The sequence below is a fragment of the Pantoea folii genome (genome assembly GCF_056678875.1).
In genome coordinates this window covers 144,865-161,296 of record NZ_JBWXON010000004.1, presented here as the reverse complement: position 1 = coordinate 161,296, position 16,432 = coordinate 144,865, and the positions used below count along the sequence as shown (strand labels likewise).

The 16,432-nt window shown below is 55.9% G+C and carries 15 protein-coding genes; 8 read left to right on the top strand and 7 right to left on the bottom strand.

Annotation, left to right across the window (positions count from 1 at the left end; translation table 11 throughout):
• Positions 1 to 28: 28 nt before the first annotated feature.
• Positions 29 to 1,450 carry an exodeoxyribonuclease I gene (gene sbcB, locus AC1MDE_RS07395; RefSeq protein WP_479400726.1) on the bottom strand — a complete coding sequence of 474 codons (1,422 nt, stop codon included), beginning with the start codon at positions 1,448 to 1,450 and terminating at the stop codon, positions 29 to 31.
• Positions 1,451 to 1,650: 200 nt separating this feature from the next.
• Here sbcB and dacD point away from each other — a divergent pair, with 200 nt between their 5' ends.
• The 4 genes from dacD (at position 1,651) to tmaR (ending at position 5,065) form a co-directional block, all read left to right on the top strand.
• Positions 1,651 to 2,817: a serine-type D-Ala-D-Ala carboxypeptidase DacD gene (dacD, locus tag AC1MDE_RS07390; RefSeq protein ID WP_479399825.1), complete on the top strand. Its 1,167-nt coding sequence runs from the start codon at positions 1,651 to 1,653 to the stop codon at positions 2,815 to 2,817.
• An 83-nt stretch (positions 2,818 to 2,900) separates the two neighbouring features.
• Positions 2,901 to 3,365: a GyrI-like domain-containing protein gene (locus AC1MDE_RS07385; RefSeq protein WP_097116686.1), complete on the top strand. Its 465-nt coding sequence runs from the start codon at positions 2,901 to 2,903 to the stop codon at positions 3,363 to 3,365.
• Between the two features lie 159 nt (positions 3,366 to 3,524).
• On the top strand, positions 3,525 to 4,583 hold the full coding sequence (locus AC1MDE_RS07380) for an FUSC family protein (protein ID WP_058962283.1): 1,059 nt from the start codon (positions 3,525 to 3,527) through the stop codon (positions 4,581 to 4,583).
• A 161-nt stretch (positions 4,584 to 4,744) separates the two neighbouring features.
• Positions 4,745 to 5,065 carry a PTS system regulator TmaR gene (gene tmaR, locus AC1MDE_RS07375; protein WP_034824689.1) on the top strand — a complete coding sequence of 107 codons (321 nt, stop codon included), beginning with the start codon at positions 4,745 to 4,747 and terminating at the stop codon, positions 5,063 to 5,065.
• Positions 5,066 to 5,165: 100 nt separating this feature from the next.
• Here the strand turns inward: tmaR and AC1MDE_RS07370 are convergent, their stop codons facing one another.
• Complete coding sequence (locus AC1MDE_RS07370; RefSeq protein WP_480344437.1) at positions 5,166 to 6,233, bottom strand: LacI family DNA-binding transcriptional regulator; 1,068 nt, start codon at positions 6,231 to 6,233, stop codon at positions 5,166 to 5,168.
• Between the two features lie 99 nt (positions 6,234 to 6,332).
• Between AC1MDE_RS07370 and AC1MDE_RS07365 the strand changes: the two genes are divergently transcribed.
• Positions 6,333 to 7,103 carry a YdcF family protein gene (locus tag AC1MDE_RS07365; RefSeq protein WP_058962281.1) on the top strand — a complete coding sequence of 257 codons (771 nt, stop codon included), beginning with the start codon at positions 6,333 to 6,335 and terminating at the stop codon, positions 7,101 to 7,103.
• A 170-nt stretch (positions 7,104 to 7,273) separates the two neighbouring features.
• Here the strand turns inward: AC1MDE_RS07365 and AC1MDE_RS07360 are convergent, their stop codons facing one another.
• The 5 genes from AC1MDE_RS07360 to AC1MDE_RS07340 all read right to left on the bottom strand — a co-directional run bounded on the left by AC1MDE_RS07360 (position 7,274) and on the right by AC1MDE_RS07340 (position 12,318).
• Positions 7,274 to 8,185, bottom strand: a complete 912-nt coding sequence (locus tag AC1MDE_RS07360; RefSeq protein WP_058962280.1) for a ketopantoate reductase family protein — start codon at positions 8,183 to 8,185, stop codon at positions 7,274 to 7,276.
• A 72-nt stretch (positions 8,186 to 8,257) separates the two neighbouring features.
• A complete protein-coding gene (locus AC1MDE_RS07355; protein ID WP_479398933.1) occupies positions 8,258 to 9,787 on the bottom strand; it encodes an aldehyde dehydrogenase (NADP(+)) in 1,530 nt (509 codons plus the stop codon).
• On the bottom strand, positions 9,784 to 10,380 hold the full coding sequence (locus AC1MDE_RS07350) for a dihydroxyacetone kinase subunit L (RefSeq protein ID WP_479400729.1): 597 nt from the start codon (positions 10,378 to 10,380) through the stop codon (positions 9,784 to 9,786). Before AC1MDE_RS07350 ends, AC1MDE_RS07355 begins: the two co-directional genes overlap by 4 nt.
• On the bottom strand, positions 10,377 to 11,375 hold the full coding sequence (locus tag AC1MDE_RS07345; protein ID WP_058962278.1) for a dihydroxyacetone kinase subunit DhaK: 999 nt from the start codon (positions 11,373 to 11,375) through the stop codon (positions 10,377 to 10,379). Before AC1MDE_RS07345 ends, AC1MDE_RS07350 begins: the two co-directional genes overlap by 4 nt.
• Before the next feature lie 46 nt (positions 11,376 to 11,421).
• Positions 11,422 to 12,318 carry an IclR family transcriptional regulator gene (locus tag AC1MDE_RS07340; RefSeq protein WP_058962277.1) on the bottom strand — a complete coding sequence of 299 codons (897 nt, stop codon included), beginning with the start codon at positions 12,316 to 12,318 and terminating at the stop codon, positions 11,422 to 11,424.
• Between the two features lie 430 nt (positions 12,319 to 12,748).
• Here AC1MDE_RS07340 and AC1MDE_RS07335 point away from each other — a divergent pair, with 430 nt between their 5' ends.
• The 3 genes from AC1MDE_RS07335 (at position 12,749) to AC1MDE_RS07325 (ending at position 16,431) form a co-directional block, all read left to right on the top strand.
• Positions 12,749 to 13,660: a dihydrodipicolinate synthase family protein gene (locus tag AC1MDE_RS07335; protein WP_480344436.1), complete on the top strand. Its 912-nt coding sequence runs from the start codon at positions 12,749 to 12,751 to the stop codon at positions 13,658 to 13,660.
• An 80-nt stretch (positions 13,661 to 13,740) separates the two neighbouring features.
• Complete coding sequence (locus AC1MDE_RS07330) at positions 13,741 to 15,084, top strand: MFS transporter (RefSeq protein ID WP_058962275.1); 1,344 nt, start codon at positions 13,741 to 13,743, stop codon at positions 15,082 to 15,084.
• An 18-nt stretch (positions 15,085 to 15,102) separates the two neighbouring features.
• On the top strand, positions 15,103 to 16,431 hold the full coding sequence (locus tag AC1MDE_RS07325) for an MFS transporter (protein WP_064511362.1): 1,329 nt from the start codon (positions 15,103 to 15,105) through the stop codon (positions 16,429 to 16,431).
• The last annotated feature ends 1 nt before the right edge of the window (position 16,432 follow it).

Genomic DNA, 16,432 nt, shown 5'->3' with positions numbered 1-16,432 from the left:
GATATGCCACGATCACGCGCGTGAGCGATTAAGACACCAACTCCTGCGCATACAAATACAGCGCTTTCAGCTGCGCCATCTTCTCCGCGTTATCCTCATGCAAACTCGCTAACGACTCCAGCTCTAACAGGAACCCCTGCACGCGATCGGCATTCAGCGCTTCACGGCGATGCTGCAACCAGCGCTGCTGCTCTTGATCATCCAGCGTGCCGGGGAAGTTACGCGCACGATAGCGGAACAGCAGTTTCGCAATGCGTTTGTCGTCGAAGGTCAAATCCAGAGCCGGTAGATTTTGCGGCGGCGTTTGGCGAACGATGTTCATCGCTGCGCGATCGGCATCGCTGAAGAAGCCGTCATACAGTTGCGCATCGACATCATCCGATGGCTTGAACGGCTCGGCTTCCGCAAACAGCGTCACCGCTTTCTCACGCACTTCAGCGTGCTGACGCAGCAGCGCCAGGTTCGCCAGACAGCGTTCTCGATCTATATTCAGGCGTGCAGCATCTTCAGGACGTAAGGTATTCGCTGGGGCTAACACCGGGCATTTATTAATGTGCACCAGCTTAATCGGTACCGCCGCGCGGTCGCCCAGTTCGCTCTGTTTGGTGTACAGCCGCTCGCGCAATTCATCCGCATCCAGTTCCAGCAGGGGCTGCATATCGCCCGCCAGATCCACCACGATCAGCGCATTACGATTATCCGGATGCCATGCGACAGGCACTACCCAGCTGGTGTTGCCGCGCGCCGCGCCGAACATGCCGGAGACGTGCACCAGCGGTTTCATCTGTGGGATATCAATCAGGTTCATCAGTTTCTGCTTGTTGCGATGGGTAAACAGAAACTCGAACAGCTTCGGCTGCTTCTCTTTCACCAGTTTCGCCATCGCCAGCGTGGCATACACATCCGACATCGCATCGTGCGCCTGTTCGTGCGCCACGCCATTGGCCTTGGTGAGATGTTCCAGTTTGAAGCTGGGGAAGCCGTCATCATTTTCCGGCCAGATAATGCCTTCCGGGCGCAGGGCATAACAGGCGCGCATCACATCCAGCAGATCCCAACGTGAGTTGCCGTTCTGCCAGCTCCAGCCGTAAGGATCGAAGAAGTTGCGATAGAAGATATTGCGCGTCACTTCATCATCGAAGCGCACATTGTTGTAACCGATCACACAGGTTTGTGGCTCGGTAAACAGCCCATGAATGCGTTCAGCAAATGCCGTCTCTGTTACGCCGCGCGCTTTAGCCACCTGTGGCGTGATGCCGGTGATCATCACCGCTTCCGGCTGCGGCAGATAGTCATCAGCGGGCTGGCAGTAAAACACCTGCGGTTCACCTACGGCGTTGAAATCTTTATCGGTACGCAGCCCGGCAAACTGCGCCGGACGGTCCAGTGAGGGACTCTTACCGAAGGTCTCGTAATCGTGGAACAAAAAGGTGAACTCAGAGGCGGGCACGGCAGTATCCTGGCAATTGAAAATCAACGCACAGAATAGTCGTGTGCAGCAGGCAGCACAACCTTGTTTACCGCTGCTGTGGGCAGGCGCACAGCATTTGTCCGCAGTTCATACTTTTTTTCAATTTATTCAACTATCCAGGCGCTAATTGCCGTAAAACGTGCGGCGGTAAATTCATTTTTTGATTTGAGGAAGAAGTGTTGAAAAGGCGTCTGCTGGTAACTGTATCTGGAATGATTGTTTGGGCATCACTGGCACACGCTGACGACAGCATGCCATTCCCACTGACGCCTCCGCCGATTGATGCGGCTTCGTGGGTGTTAATGGACGCCACCACGGGCCAGATCCTCACTGCCGGCAATCCCGATGAAGAGCGTAACCCGGCGAGTCTCACCAAGCTGATGACCGGCTATGTAGTGGATCGCGCGGTTGATCAGAAAAAAATCACCCGTGATGATGTGGTCACCGTGGGTAAGGATGCCTGGGCTGCAGGTAATCCGGTGTTCAAAGGCTCCTCACTGATGTTCCTCAAGCCCGGCGACAAAGTGACGGTACGCGATCTGATGCGTGGCGTGATCATCGACTCCGGCAACGATGCCTGTGTGGCGCTGGCGGATTATGTGGCGGGCAGCCAGGACAGCTTCGTCAATATGATGAACAACTACGTACAGAAGCTCGGTCTGACGCATACCCATTTTGAAACCGTGCACGGCCTGGATGCACCTGGCCAGCACACCACCGCGCGTGATTTGGCGGTGCTGTCGCGTGCCATCATCAATGGTGAGCAGGATTTCTACGCCATGTACGCGGAGAAAACCCTGAGCTGGAACGGGATTACGCAAAATAACCGTAACGGTTTGTTATGGGATCAAAACCTTCACGTTGATGGCATGAAAACAGGCCATACTGAAACGGCAGGTTTCAACATCATCGCGTCAAACATTGTTGGTCGTCATCGCCTGATTGCGGTGATCATGGGCGGTAAGAGCTCGAAAGGACGTGAAGAGCAGGCGCGTAAACTGCTGGTGTGGGGTCAGAACAACTTCGATACCGTGCAACTGTTCCATGCCGGTAAGAAAATCGGTACCGAAAACGTCTGGTACGGCAATCCGCACAAAGTGGATGTCGGCACCACTCAGGATATTTATCTGTCTCTGCCGCGTACCGAAGTTTCAAACGTCATGGCGAAATATGTGATTGAGCGTAAAGACCTGGAAGCGCCACTGAAAGCCGGTGAGCAGGTGGGTGAAATCCAGGTCATGGACAAAGACAAGCAGCTGGCGAGCTATCCGCTGTATGCCTTACAAGGCGTGGGTAAAGCCGGCATCATCACGCGTATCAGTGACTACGTGAAACTGAAACTGTAATCCGCAGCGGATGGCGCGGCCGCTCCCGTCGATATCGGGGAGCGGCCAGAGCGGGCTTTCTGCTGCTGAACGGAGGCAAAGGTATGAAAGCATCTATCGTTGAACGCAATCCTCAAAGCTGGCTGGGCTACCATTTGCAGGGTCCGTGGCAGGAAACAGTGCCGCGCGGATTTAACCAGCTAAAAAGCTGGGTCGAGCAGCATGGTGTCGAAGGCGAATGGCTGGCTATCTATTACGGCAATCCTGAAGTTCTCCCGCCGGAAGAGCTACGCGTTGAAACGGTGATCACTGCGCCCACCGATGCTGTGCCCTCTTATGGTGACGACATCGAGCAAGGCCTGCTGCCCGGTGGGCAATATTTTCATGCGCGCATGGAAGTGATGAACAACGATTTCTTCACCGCCTGGCATAGCCTGTTTGATCATCTCAAGACGAAAACCGATTGGCAGGTGGATAATCGTCCCTGCTTCGAACACTACCTTTCCGACGGCTCTGACAGCGGCGACTGGCTGGTGGATATGTACATTCCGGTACGTGCAGCCGACTAATATCATCAGTGCGTTACTTCTATGTTTCATAAGCGAAAATAAGATGTAGCGCACTTGTTGAATCGCAAAAAAAGTGCGGAAATAGTGCTGCGCAGCACTCATTGTTCGTGTCGCGCCAGGGTAACATAGCGCGCAAATTTTTATCGTTCCCGGACCACCATGTTACGCGCCGACAAACCCATCTCTGCCATTGAGTTCTGGTTCTACCGCCACTATCGCGCTGTGCACGGCGTGCGCATCGCTATCGCCTTTGTGCTCTGTTTTCTGTTTGTGCGTTTGACGGATATTCCGGAAGGCACCTGGCCGCTGATTACCTTGGTGGTGGTGATGGGCCCGATCTCGACCTGGGGCAATGTGTTTCCGCGCGTCATCCAGCGCATCAGCGGCACCTTTGCCGGGTTGGCATCGGGATTAATCGCCCTGAAGCTGGAGCTGATCTCGCTGCCAATGATGCTGTCGTGGTGCTTCGTGGTGATGATCATTTGCGGCTATCTGACGCTCGGCAAACACCCTTATATGGCGCTGCTGATAGGTATCACCCTCGGCGTAGTGGTGGGTGCGCCGGCCGGTGACTTCACCGTGGCGTTATGGCGCGGTGGCGATGTGATCCTCGGTTCGATCATGGCGCTGCTGTTCAGTGCCATTCTCGCCCAGCGTGCTTATACGCACTGGCGCATTCAGCTGTCGGATTCGTTTATCGCCATGGCGAAACTGCATCACACTGGCTTCTCCGCCAACCTGCTGGAGAAACCGCGACTGAACAAACCGTTCCAGAAACAACTCTCCAGCGTGATCAAAATGCGCGCGCTGCTGGAACCGGCCAGCAAAGAGACGCGTATTCCGAAATCAGTGTTTGAAGCGATTCAGACCATCAACCGTAATATGGTTAACACGATGCAGATGCAAATTGATGCATGGTGGTCATCACGTGAGAGCCACCTGTTGCTGCTCAATGCCCCGACGCTGCGCCGCAGTCAGAAAATGACCGAAGACACGTTGAACGCGCTGGCCACATTGATGGTGAAAGGGGAGACGGAAGGCGTGATCGCCAACAGCCATGAACTGGAGGAGATCACCCAGGAACTGGAACAGTTGATTGCCAACCGCAGCGGGCGCTTAGAGACCACGGCGATCTATGGCTACGTGTGGTTGAGTCTGGAACAGGCGCGTCAACTGGAGCGCATTACGGATCTGGTCCGTCTGGCACTGCGCAAATAGTTTTCTCAGGCAATGACTTAATGTGAATCACCCTTTCTTTGCGCTAAGATAAGTGCCAGTCCGAAATTAGCTGTGAAAATTGCGAATCCAGCTAGCAAGCCGCTAAGCTGTAGCTCATGACTATTCCGCCTGCCGCGGCAGGCTCAAAGAAAGGTGCCAACATGGAAAATGCCAAGCAATCATTTCAGGACGTTCTGGAGTTTGTGCGTATGTTTCGTCGTAAAAACAAACTGCAGCGCGAAATCGTGGATAACGAGAAGAAAGTCCGTGATAACCAGAAACGTGTGTTGCTGCTGGACAACCTGAGCGAGTACATCAAACCAGGCATGAGCGTTGAGGCGATTCAGGAAATCATTGCATCTATGCGTGTGGACTATGAAGACCGCGTCGATGAGTACATCATCAAAAACGCTGACCTGTCGAAAGAGCGTCGCGAGCTGTCGAAGAAGTTGAAAGCGATGGGCGAGCCAAAGCCGCAGTAAACATGTTGGGACCGCAAGGTCCCAATTTTTTTGCATCGTGGCGGGTTGCAGCAGGCATTTCCATCCGCTGTCTACGCCATATTCTTCAGCATCAATACGCTCAGGCTTTTGGTTTTAACTTCCGCGCTAACGCCTTCAGTTGTCCGGCAATCTCCGCCAAATCCACGCCATCTTGCATCGGTACAGCAGTTGTCTCACGCAATACCAGTTCAGTCTTTAACGACATGGGCTGCACCGCTTCCCCTACTAACTCTGCCAGCAAGCGATCCACGCTTACCGCACCCAACTGCTGCAAATCCTGACGCACGGTGGTGAGCGGCGGCTGATACCACGCACTTTCGGCGGTGTCGTCGTAGCCGATAATCGACATCTCTCCGGGGATCTTCACGCCATGTTGATGCAGTGCCCGCATCGCACCGAGCGCCATCTGATCGTTCGCTACCAGCAGTGCCTGCGGTAAGCGATCTGGCAGCAATTGCAGCAGCGCCTGATAACCAGATGCAGCACTCCAGTCACCGTGCAGTACACACATCGGTTGCAGTTGATGCGATGCCAATGCCTGCTGCCATGCGGCAAAGCGCGCCCGCGCTGAAGCCGAACTTTCTGGCCCATTCAGCACGCCAATCTGCTGATGGCCCAGCGCGACAAGATGCTCTACCGCCTGCTGCGCCCCCGATTCACTCTGATACTGGCATTGGGCGACAGCGGCATGCTGTTCAACATCCAAAAACAGCACAGGCTTTGTGCCGCACTGCTGCTGTACCTGCGCCGCCTGTTCAGCATCGAGCGGCAGGTTGATCAGCAGCGCATCCACGCGCTGCGCCAGCAATTCATTCACCGTATCCTGGGCGCTCCCAGTCGCGTTCGCCATGGCAATCACCAGATGATAACCCTGTGCAGCGGCTCGTTCATGAATCGCCGAGGCGATCTGCGCCGGAGCCATTAACGCCAGATCGCTGGTGGCCAGCCCGAGCGTGCGCGTAGCTTTACCCGCCAGCTTTTGTGCCACACGGTTGGGCACATAGTTAAGCTGCTGCATGGCGGCTTCGACTTTGGCTCGCGTGCGCGGCGAAACCTGCACGGAATGGTTGAGCACACGGGAAACGGTCTGGTAGGAAACCCCCGCCAGTGCAGCGACATCATCGAGGGTAACGGAACGCGCAGTCATAAACTCTCCTGAATCTGATAGCGGCGAGTGTAGCAAATTTTTCTCTGCTGTCGCGGAGTTAAGCCGCTACACTGCCAGTGTTAATGCGAGGAGAACGCGATGCAGCTCAATAGCCAACAGATTCAGGATATCAATACGCTTGCGGCCTGGCTGGCGCTTGACCATATGCCGACAGATGGCACGCTCGAGGTTGATTTGGCAATACTTGCCGGTCACGCGGTACTGCCCAACGTTGAAGGTGTGATTGCGCTGGCGAAGAAGTATCAGCTGCCTCTGATGATCAGCGGCGGTATCGGTCATTCCACGGTGTTACTGGCGGAGATGATCGCTAATCATCCCCTTTATCGTCAGATTTCTACCCAAGGTAAAAGCGAAGCAGAGCTTCTGGGCGACATGGCGCGGGTGTTTGCCGCACTGCCGGACGATCAGCTGCTGCTGGAGACCGCCTCACGCAACTGTGGTGAGAATGCCGCTTTTAGCCAAAAACTGCTGGATGAGCAGAAGTGGCAGCCGCAGCATGTATTGCTGGTGCAGGACCCACTGATGCAGCGACGTACCTGGGAAACCTTCCGCTACCAGTGGCGCGACCGCACCGATGCGCCTGAATTTATTAGCTGGCCGGTGTTTGTTCCGCAGGTCATGATGGATGCGGGTATGCTGCGCATTATCGGTGCGCCACCGCAAGGATTGTGGTCGATGGAGCGTTTTCTTTCGCTGCTGATGGGCGAGATCCAGCGCCTGCGCGATGATGAAAACGGCTACGGTCCACGCGGCAAAGGTTTCCTCGGGCATGTGGATATCCCGGACGAGGTAGAAGCAGGCTGGCAGCGCTTGATGCAACTGAAAGGCGTGCAGTCGCGGCTTGGATAAAACGCGTATAACCCCGATGCGGCGCACTTTATTGCGCATGGGGCGGCGATTTGGCTCAATCAGACTCACGCCTAACCCCGTAGCGGCGCAATTCATTGCGCATAAGTCAGCGAATTAGCCTTCTCAGATTCGCGCGATAATATTGCACCGCAACGGTATTAACCTGCGATTTAACGATTCTGCAAATACACCTGCAAATTCACATACACCGCATTCAACAACGGCGTCACCACGCCACTGCGTGCGCCTCGCACCAGCAGATCGCCAATCACCTGGTCCGCCTCAATCTCATAACCCTGGGTTAAGTCGCGATACATCGAGGAGGTCATCGCCACCTGCGGATTATTTAGCGTCTCATAAATCTTTGCCGTTACCGCTGGCCGTTCCTGATAGCCGTCAGCACCAAGCACGGAAAGCACCTCAGTAAAAATCCCCTGCAACAAGGCTTCACCACCTTGGGATCGCAACACCTGTTGGGTATTACCTCGCGCGATGCAGCACACCGCCCCTAATGTGCTCAGCAGCAGCCACTTCTCCCACAGTTCGCTGATGATGTTGTCAGCAAAGACCGTATCGAAGTGCGCGATGTTCAGCGTCTCATCGACACGTTGCAGACGTGCATCATTGTGCCCATCGAGTGCACCGTAGTAGAGGATATGCAGTGGCGTCATCTGCACCACTTCACCTTGTTCACCCAGCGTGGCGTTGATTTTGCATAAGCCGCCAATCACCTTGTCGCCAAAGCGTGCGCGCAGCGTATCGATATGCCGCATGCCGTTGAGGATCGGCATGATCAGTGTTTCTGGCCCGACGGCGGGTGCGATATCCTCGATAGCCTGATCGAGCCCGAAGCTTTTCACCGTCAGAATGATCAGATCAAACTGGCCGATAAGCTTGCCGGTTTGCGCCAGCTGCGGGTGAATCACTTCTGTGCCGCCCGGTGTTTTTAGCACCAGACCGTTTTGTTGCAGTTGCTGAAAACGGCGCTCGCGCACCAGAAAAGTCACATCACGTCCTGCTTGCGCCAGACGTGCACCGAAATACCCGCCGGTGGCACCGGCGCCGACAACCAGAATGCGCATGGTTAGATTTCCCGTTGAGAGTGAGACCCTTACCATAAATCGCAGCGGCAAGGGTTTCCAGCTATCAAATGTTTAATTTTGCACAGATTGCGGCAGTAACGCGCTGGGTAGATCCTGATAACAGACCGGGCGCAGGAACCGCTGTATCGCGGTTGCCCCCACTGAAGTGGTGCGACTATCACTGGTGGCCGGGAAGGGGCCGCCATGTACCATGGCATAGCCCACATCTACGCCGGTTGGGAAACCATTGGCGAGAATGCGTCCGGCACGTTGTTCAAGCATCGGCAACAATGTGGCGGCCAGCGGCTGATCCTGCGGTGCTAATTGCAGGGTGAGGGTGAGCTGTCCCTGAAGTACCTGCAGCGCGGCCTCAAGTTCATGCTGATTAGCACAGCGCACCAGCAACGAAACAGGGCCGAATACTTCATTCTGCATGCGGGGTTCATTGATGAAATCTCTCGCGTGGGTCATTAACAGCTGTGGCTGTCCCTGATTAGGGCCGTTTTTCTCTTGCCCAACGGCTAATCGCTCAACTCCCTCTAAAGCGGCTAGCGCGCTAGCATGTTGCTCACAGGCCACGGCAATGGCGGGCGTTAACATCGTTGTGCTGGGCTTCTGGTGTAGGGCGTCACAGGCGAACTGAACAAAGCGATCAAAATCTTCGCCATCACAAGCAAGTACCACGCCGGGGTTGGTGCAGAATTGGCCGCAGCCCAACGTCAATGAATCAACAAATCCTTGTGCTAATTTCTCTGCTCGTTGTTGCAGCGCGCCGGGCAGCAATAACATGGGGTTAATGCTACTCATCTCGGCATAAAGCGGAACCGGGCGCGGACGTTGCTGCGCCAACTGCAATAACGCCAGGCCGCCGCTGCGAGAGCCGGTAAATCCTACGGCGCAGATGGCGGGATGCTGCACCAACGCGCAGCCACTGAGCGTCGACGTGCCGTGTAGCAGTGAAAATACCCCTACCGGCAGTTCGCATTGTATGACGGCTTGCGTGATAGCGCGGGCCACAAGCTCACTGGTACCGGGATGCGCAGGGTGTGCTTTCACCACCACCGGGCAACCCGCCGCCAGTGCGGAAGCGGTATCGCCGCCTGCTACTGAGAAGGCCAGTGGAAAATTACTGGCGCCAAAAATGGCCACCGGACCTAATGGCACCAGGCGTTGACGCAGATCGGGACGCGGCAACGGTTGACGATCCGGTAGCGCAGGCTCAATAAGGGCTCCCTGAAATGCACCCTGGTCGACCACATCGGCGAACAGATTGAGCTGACCGATGGTACGCCCACGCTCTCCTTCAATCCGCGCGCGTGGCAGGGCCGTTTCCTGCATCGCACGTTCAATCAGTTCATCTCCGAGCGCCAGAATGTTTTCGCCAATCTGGCGCAGGAATCGCGCACGCACGTCGAGGCCAGCCTGGCCATAAGCGATCAACGCCTCTGCCGCGCTTTGACAGGCGGCATCAATTTGCGATGCATCGGCTTCAAAAAAATTCGGTTCCAGCGCGCAATCTCGTTGTGGATCGATGGCCTGAAAGGCCTGAGCTGCGCCGCGCTGGCGTTGTGTCGCAATAAAGAGTTCTCCCGTGAGTGTCATGCTGCCTCCTCCGTTAATGATTCCACCAGGCGCAACAGCGCCACCATGCCGGGATCGTCGAGCCCCTGCGATTTCCCGGCAAACATCCGGGCGCGCCCCATGCGGTTAGGTAAAGGGCGGAAATGATCGAGTGCCTGCTGCAGAGTGCGCTGCAGGTCGCCTTTTTGAGCGGGTTGTTCCAGGGTGATCGCCAGCGCGTGCAAGCCATCCAGGACCGTTTTATCGCCCAACGCAGCGCCGCCGCGTTGGGCTAAGGTGGCGATCACCTGATGCAGCAGTGCGGCAGTCTCGACACGCGTCAGTTCACTTTTATCCTGACTGAATTTGCTGGCGGTGATCAGCGCTTGCGCGAGTAAGGTACCGAAGCTGGAGCCCGAAGCTTGCATACAGGCCATGGCGGCAACGCGGAAAACGTCGCTCAAGGCTGCATTCGCTGCTACAGCCTGCAGTGCGCTGTCGGTCAGTTGTGCACACTTTTCCAGTGTGGCACCGAGATCGCCATCTCCCAGTTGACCATCCAGCGCATTTAACTCGGCACTGTATTCGGGGACGCGAGTACAAATGTGGCGTAAGGTGGTGGCTAATGGTGTCATGGCTGGCTCCAGAAAGGGCTTGAGGCGGGGGCGCACAACAGGGCTTCCAGCTCGCTATCGAGCGCGCACAGGCTAAGTGAGAAGCCACTCATTTCCATTGAAGTGGCGTAGCGGCCAATCAGAGGTTGCACCAATGTGACCTGCCGATCCGCCATGCGCTGTGCCACCCGGCGATAGAGAATGTAGAGTTCTTCCAGTGGCGTGGCGCCCAGACTGTTGACCATTACGCTGAGTCGCTCACCACGGCCGGCAGGGAGTTCCTCCAGCAGTCGATCAATCATCTCGTCGCACAATACATCGGCGGTGCGCAGTTCGCCTTGCCAGATGCCGGGTTCACCGTGGATGCCCATACCCAAAGCGATTTCGTTTTCCGCCAGACTAAAGGCTGGCGTGCCCGATTCCGGTACGATACACGGTGACAGCGCAACACCAATCGAACGCACCGCGTTGACAGCGCGTTGTGCCGTGGCGGTCACCGCCGATAAATCTGCTCCAGTTGCTGCTTTCGCACCGGCTAATTTATAGGCATATACCAGTCCTGCCACTCCCCGCCGTTTATGGGCTTCTGCTTGCGGAGCACTGGCCACATCGTCGGTCATACGTACCTGAGTGACAGCCATGCCTTCGAGTTCCGCCATTTCCGCGGCCATTTCAAAGTTCATGCGGTCACCGCCATAATTGCCATACAGCTGCAGCACGCCGGCGCCCTGATGGCTGGCCTGCATCGCCGTTAAACAGTCTGCTACACGCGGCCCGGCAAATACGTTACCGATGGCGCAGGCATCCACCAGTCCGCGACCCACGTAACCATGAAATAAGGGGAGATGGCCGGAGCCACCACCGGTCACGATCGCGACTTTAGGTTCCTGAGCATGATGCAGTGCCAACACGCGGCCGCTGTCACCCAGGCGTTGGTAGTGGTGAGGATGGGCGGCACACAGGCCGTCCAGCATCTCGTCGACGTAGCGTTGGGGATCGTTGCAAATCTTCTTCACTCTGCTTCTCCTGTTACCAGGCAACGCCCCCGCGCAATGTGCTGCGCTATTCGGGTAGCGCGGGAAGGTCGCCGCGGCGGGTTGTGATCGAACCTGCGGCAGCCGGGCGGGAAGGTGTCCATCCCAACTCCAGCGATATTTTGTTGGCCATCTCCATCACCAGGCCTGAAAGTCCTTCAAGGCGTGCCAGGGGCAGACGTTCAGCCGCACCGGAGACGCTAATGGCGGCAAAAACCTGACCGTTTGCCGCCCGCACGGGTGCGCCAATGCAGTGCACGTTCAGTTCGTTCTCCTGCAAATCCAGCGCATAGCCTCGTTCACGAATGCGCGCCAGTTCGGCTTCCAGCGCCTCACCATCCGTGATGGTGTAAGCCGTGCGTTGTGGCAGCGAATCGGCGATGATTTTGCGAATCAGCCGTGGAGACTGCCAGGCGAGAAACGCTTTGCCCACGCTGGTGCAGTGCACCAGTGCCGCTTCAATACGTGTGATAGTGGTATTGCCGGTACTGGTCATCTCCTGACGTTCAACAAACGCCATTTGTGCTCCATCGAAAATGCACATGTGCGTGCTTTCGCCGGTGATCAGTTGCAGTTGTGCGGCATAGGGGCGCGCATGGCTGTCGAGATCCAGGTTCTGAATCACTAAATTTCCCAACTGAAACAGCTTCATACCCAGCTTGTAAGTTTCGCGTTTGCCGTTCTGCTCCAGCAGACCAATATCCCGCAGCGACGAGACCAGCCGGTGCGTTGTCGCGCGCGGCAATCCGGTACGCGCCGCAATTTCCGCTGGCGTTAAATTGGCATCGCGCTGCGAAAAACATTCGAGAATTTGCAGTACCTTGGTCAGGCTTTTGATCGATGCCTGATTCAGTTTTTCCGCCTCGGTTCCGCTGTTTGTACTCATACCCACCTCAAAGATCAGCAACAGAGAAGCGTGCTTCACGCACCCGCTCAGTTCACAGTATTTTGCCCTCATGGCTCTTATACTGAGACACTTGCGCCAGAATAGCGCCTTTTCACGAGCCTGCCACCCCCAACTTCCCTGTATTTCGATTTGTATCTCATATTGTGGGATATGATTGTCAATATGTTCGACTTAATCCTGATTGTAAAGTGACTATCGGACGGTGTTCGACGATGAAGAACGATTAACGTTGAAGCCTGAAATGTAATTTAATGTCCTATTTTCAGTGTGTTAATGCTATTAACGACATAATAAGCGGTTATTGGATCGTATGAAATTTGATCTAGATATGTGATCTTAATTCCACAATGAGAGATTTGATGTTGATCAATTTAACTGTGTCTCACATTAATTGATTACCGCGAGTCGTTATCGCTTTAATCAGCGTCTTGAGAGACAGGAGCATAAAATGAGTCAGCAGATTGCAAGCCAGGCCAAAGAACTCAAAGCCAAACTGCGCGGCGTCTTGCCGCCGATCACCATGCCCTTCAACGCCGAAGGTGAATTGGTGCGCGGTGGCTTGAAAGAGCAGATCGATTTCATCATTAACTCAGGTGCCAGTGCGATTGTGGTGGGCGGCAGCACCGGGGAAGGGCATACGCTATCCGACGAAGAGTTTCGTCAGGCCATGCACGAAGCCTATGAAGCCAACAATGGCCGTGTGCCCTTTGTCGCCGGGTTGATTGTTAACAGCACCCGTCAGGCCATTGCACGGGTGAAAATGCTGGAAGGGATGAAGCTGGATGCGCTACAGGTGACGCCCGTGCATTACCTGTTCAAGCCTGACGATGACGCCACCGTTCGTCATTTCCGCGAAATTTATGAAGCCACGCAAATCCCTATTCTGATTTACAACGTGATCCCGTGGAATTACCTGAGTCTGTATCTGATGAATCGCATCATGGATGAAGTGCCGGGTGTGGTCGGTATGAAGCAGAGCGGCGGGGATCTCAAGTCAGTTTCTGATTTGCTACTGCGCTGCCCTGAGAAAATTATCGTTAGTGGGGTGGATGCACTGCTCTATCCCGGCTTTGCCATCGGTTGTCAGGGCGCGATCTCGGCCTTAACCAGTGCCGTGCCGTCGGTGGTGGCCAGGATGTTCAAAGCAGTGGAAGAGAACGATCACGCCACCGCTCGCGATATCCATTTCCGTCTGAGTGATTTGTGGAGCCAGCTGCCGCACGACAATCTGCCCGCCTGCGTGAAATATATCCAGAGCCTGCAAGGCGTAACGCTGTATCAGCCGCGTCCACCCATGCAGCCGGTCAGCGATGCGCTCAAATCCAATATTAAAGCGGCGTTCGATCGTCTGATGGGCTGATTTGCACCCCCGCACAGCGGGACATTATAAAAAATCACGCCACGACCCTCTTAAAACGGGCGTGGCGGAGGTGCAGAAAGATGAAATTTGACCACAACCCTACACTTGAACGTGATGCGGCCTCGGCACCACGGGAAATTCCACGTGAGGTGGTGCGACCGAAGCACCATCTGCGCTGGGCAATTATCGGCATCATTATTCTGTTAACCATCACCAACTACCTCGATCGCGGCAATTTGTCGGTGGCGGCACCCCAGATCATGCAAGATCTCGGCATCAGCCACGCGATGATGGGCGTGATACTGTCGGCTTTTGTCTGGCCTTACGCCATTATGAACCTGCCAACCGGCTGGGCAGTGGACCGCTTTGGCGTCAAAGTCCTGCTGGCGCTGGCGGCAGGCCTCTGGTCACTGGTCGCGATTCTCACTGGCTTCGCGCGCAACATCGGCACTTTTATTGGCCTGCGTATCGCGTTAGGGATCAGCGAAGCACCGTTGTTCCCTGGGGCGTTAAAAGCCACCGATACCTGGTTCCCGGATCGTGAAAAGGCGGCGGCGACCAGCGCCTATATTGCAGCCACTCAAGTGGGGTTAGCCCTGGCTCCACCAATCTCCACGCTGTTAATGGCGGCCTTCGGCTGGCCAGCCATGTTTATCATTATGGGATTGATTGGCTTTGTCGCACTGGCGGGCTGGCTGGTGCTGTATCGTGAGCCGGAGAAACATCCCTGGCTGCATAAGGATGAACTGCGCTATATCCGCGAAGGGCAGGCCACGGCGCAGCAGGCATCCGATGCGCCACGCGTGACAGTGCGCGAGTGGGGTGGGCTCTTCAGACATGCCTCTGTCTGGTACATGGTCATCGGTGGATTTTGTCTGCAGTACGTTTTCTGGTTTTACATTGGCTGGTTGCCAACCTACCTGCAACAGGCGCAGGGTTTTACCCTGAGCCGGGCGGGCTGGCTGTCCGCGCTACCTTACATTGCAGGTGGGGTGGCGGTACTGATTGGCGGGCGCTTCTCAGATCGCCTGGTAAGGAAGGGATTGGATCCCTTCAATGCGCGTCGATATACCATTGCGGGAGCCGCGTTGCTGACGGCAGGCGCGATGTTTGTGACAGCACTGGTGAATGGAGCGGCGCTTGCCGTGGTGATGCTGACACTGGGCATGTTCACATACAGCTTGTCGTCGGGTAACTACTGGACACTGGCGGCAGAGGTGGTCACCACGAAGAAATGGGTGGCTTCCGTAGGCAGTATTCAGAATTTTGGCGGCTTTCTTGGCGGGGCGTTCGCGCCCGTGGTCACCGGGATAGTAGTGGATCATTTTGGCGGGTTCGTGCCGGCACTGATGCTGGCAGGATTCATGGCGTTGATATCGGCAGGCATGTATGGCCTGGCCTTGCGCCACCGTCTACCGGTCTGACTTTTCAGGAGTGACACCATGGATGCGACATCGCAACTTGCGACCGCTGAAGAGCGCAGCGCGCCCCCTGAACTGACGCAGCGTCAGCTCAGGCTGACCCTGATCTCTTCACTGATTGGCACCGCGCTGGAGTGGTATGACTTTTATCTGTATGGCACGGCGGCGGCGCTGATCTTCAACCACTTGTTCTTCCCCTCGCTGTCACCGCTAAGCGGGACGCTGGCCGCTTTTGCCAGTTATGGCGTGGGCTTCCTCGTACGTCCAATCGGCGGGCTGTTCTGGGGCTATATCGGCGATAAATACGGTCGCCGGCCGGTGCTGATTGGCACCCTGATCCTGATGGGTTTAAGCACCACCGCGATTGGCCTATTGCCGGGATATGCCAGTATCGGCATTGCGGCCCCGTTGTTATTAACCTTCTTGCGCTTACTGCAAGGTTTTGGTGCAGGAGCCGAGTTCAGTTCGGCTATCACCCTCAATGCAGAGAAAGCACCCGCTCATCGGCGCGGTTTCTACGCCAGCTGGTCGGGCGTGGGCATTGGCTGCGGAGTCTTACTTTCTGCATCGGCCTTTGCCCTGGCACAACAGATGCCACCAGAGGATTTCGTGAGTTGGGGTTGGCGCGTGCCGTTCCTGCTCAGCATCGTGGCGGTGTTTGTTGGTGGTGCGATCCGCCTCTATGTGACCGAATCCCCCGTGTTTCGCAAGCTGGCAGCAGAGCAGAAGCTGACGCGCGCCCCTTTTGTATCGGTGTGGCAAAACCAGCGTCGCAACTTTTTTGTGGCGCTGGGTGCCCGCATGGCGGAGAACACTGCGGGTTTCTTCCTGCAGGTGTGGACGATCTCCTATGTCACACAATCACTGCACGTTAACAGTGCGATTCCCGTGGCGGGTGTGTTGCTTGGGTCGGGTATCGGTTGCATCACTATTCCCCTGTTCGGTGCGCTCTCCGACCGTGTCGGCCGCAAGCCGGTTTACATCGGCGGTGCACTGTTGTTTGGCGCGGGGATGTTCCCGTACTTTTGGTTGCTCAACAGCGGCAATCCTTGGCTGATCATTAGCGCCATGGTGGCGATGATCTCGCTGGCTAACTACTCGATGTTTTCGGTGCAGGCGGCGTGGTTTGCCGAACTGTTTGATGGAAGGACGCGTGTCACCGCCATCTCCATGTCACGCGAAATCTCCTCGATCTTTGCCGGCGGGTTGGCGCCGATCATCGCCAGCAGCCTTTTGTTGTGGTCAGGAGGCCATTACGGCGCCGTGGCGATCTATATGATCGTCCTGAGCATTATCACCATTGTTTCCGTGTGGCTGGGTCCTGAGACCCGCGGTTGCCGCCTCGACTAAA

Excerpts from the sequence above, each read along its gene's own strand:
- AC1MDE_RS07385 (WP_097116686.1), top strand. The coding sequence starts at position 2,901 with ATGAAAGCATCTATCGTTGAACGCAATCCTCAAAGCTGGCTGGGCTAC.
- AC1MDE_RS07380 (WP_058962283.1), top strand. The coding sequence starts at position 3,525 with ATGTTACGCGCCGACAAACCCATCTCTGCCATTGAGTTCTGGTTCTAC.
- tmaR (WP_034824689.1), top strand. The coding sequence starts at position 4,745 with ATGGAAAATGCCAAGCAATCATTTCAGGACGTTCTGGAGTTTGTGCGT.
- AC1MDE_RS07370 (WP_480344437.1), bottom strand. The coding sequence starts at position 6,233 with ATGACTGCGCGTTCCGTTACCCTCGATGATGTCGCTGCACTGGCGGGG.
- AC1MDE_RS07365 (WP_058962281.1), top strand. The coding sequence starts at position 6,333 with ATGCAGCTCAATAGCCAACAGATTCAGGATATCAATACGCTTGCGGCC.
- AC1MDE_RS07360 (WP_058962280.1), bottom strand. The coding sequence starts at position 8,185 with ATGCGCATTCTGGTTGTCGGCGCCGGTGCCACCGGCGGGTATTTCGGT.
- AC1MDE_RS07355 (WP_479398933.1), bottom strand. The coding sequence starts at position 9,787 with ATGACACTCACGGGAGAACTCTTTATTGCGACACAACGCCAGCGCGGC.
- AC1MDE_RS07350 (WP_479400729.1), bottom strand. The coding sequence starts at position 10,380 with ATGACACCATTAGCCACCACCTTACGCCACATTTGTACTCGCGTCCCC.
- AC1MDE_RS07335 (WP_480344436.1), top strand. The coding sequence starts at position 12,749 with ATGAGTCAGCAGATTGCAAGCCAGGCCAAAGAACTCAAAGCCAAACTG.
- AC1MDE_RS07330 (WP_058962275.1), top strand. The coding sequence starts at position 13,741 with ATGAAATTTGACCACAACCCTACACTTGAACGTGATGCGGCCTCGGCA.
- AC1MDE_RS07325 (WP_064511362.1), top strand. The coding sequence starts at position 15,103 with ATGGATGCGACATCGCAACTTGCGACCGCTGAAGAGCGCAGCGCGCCC.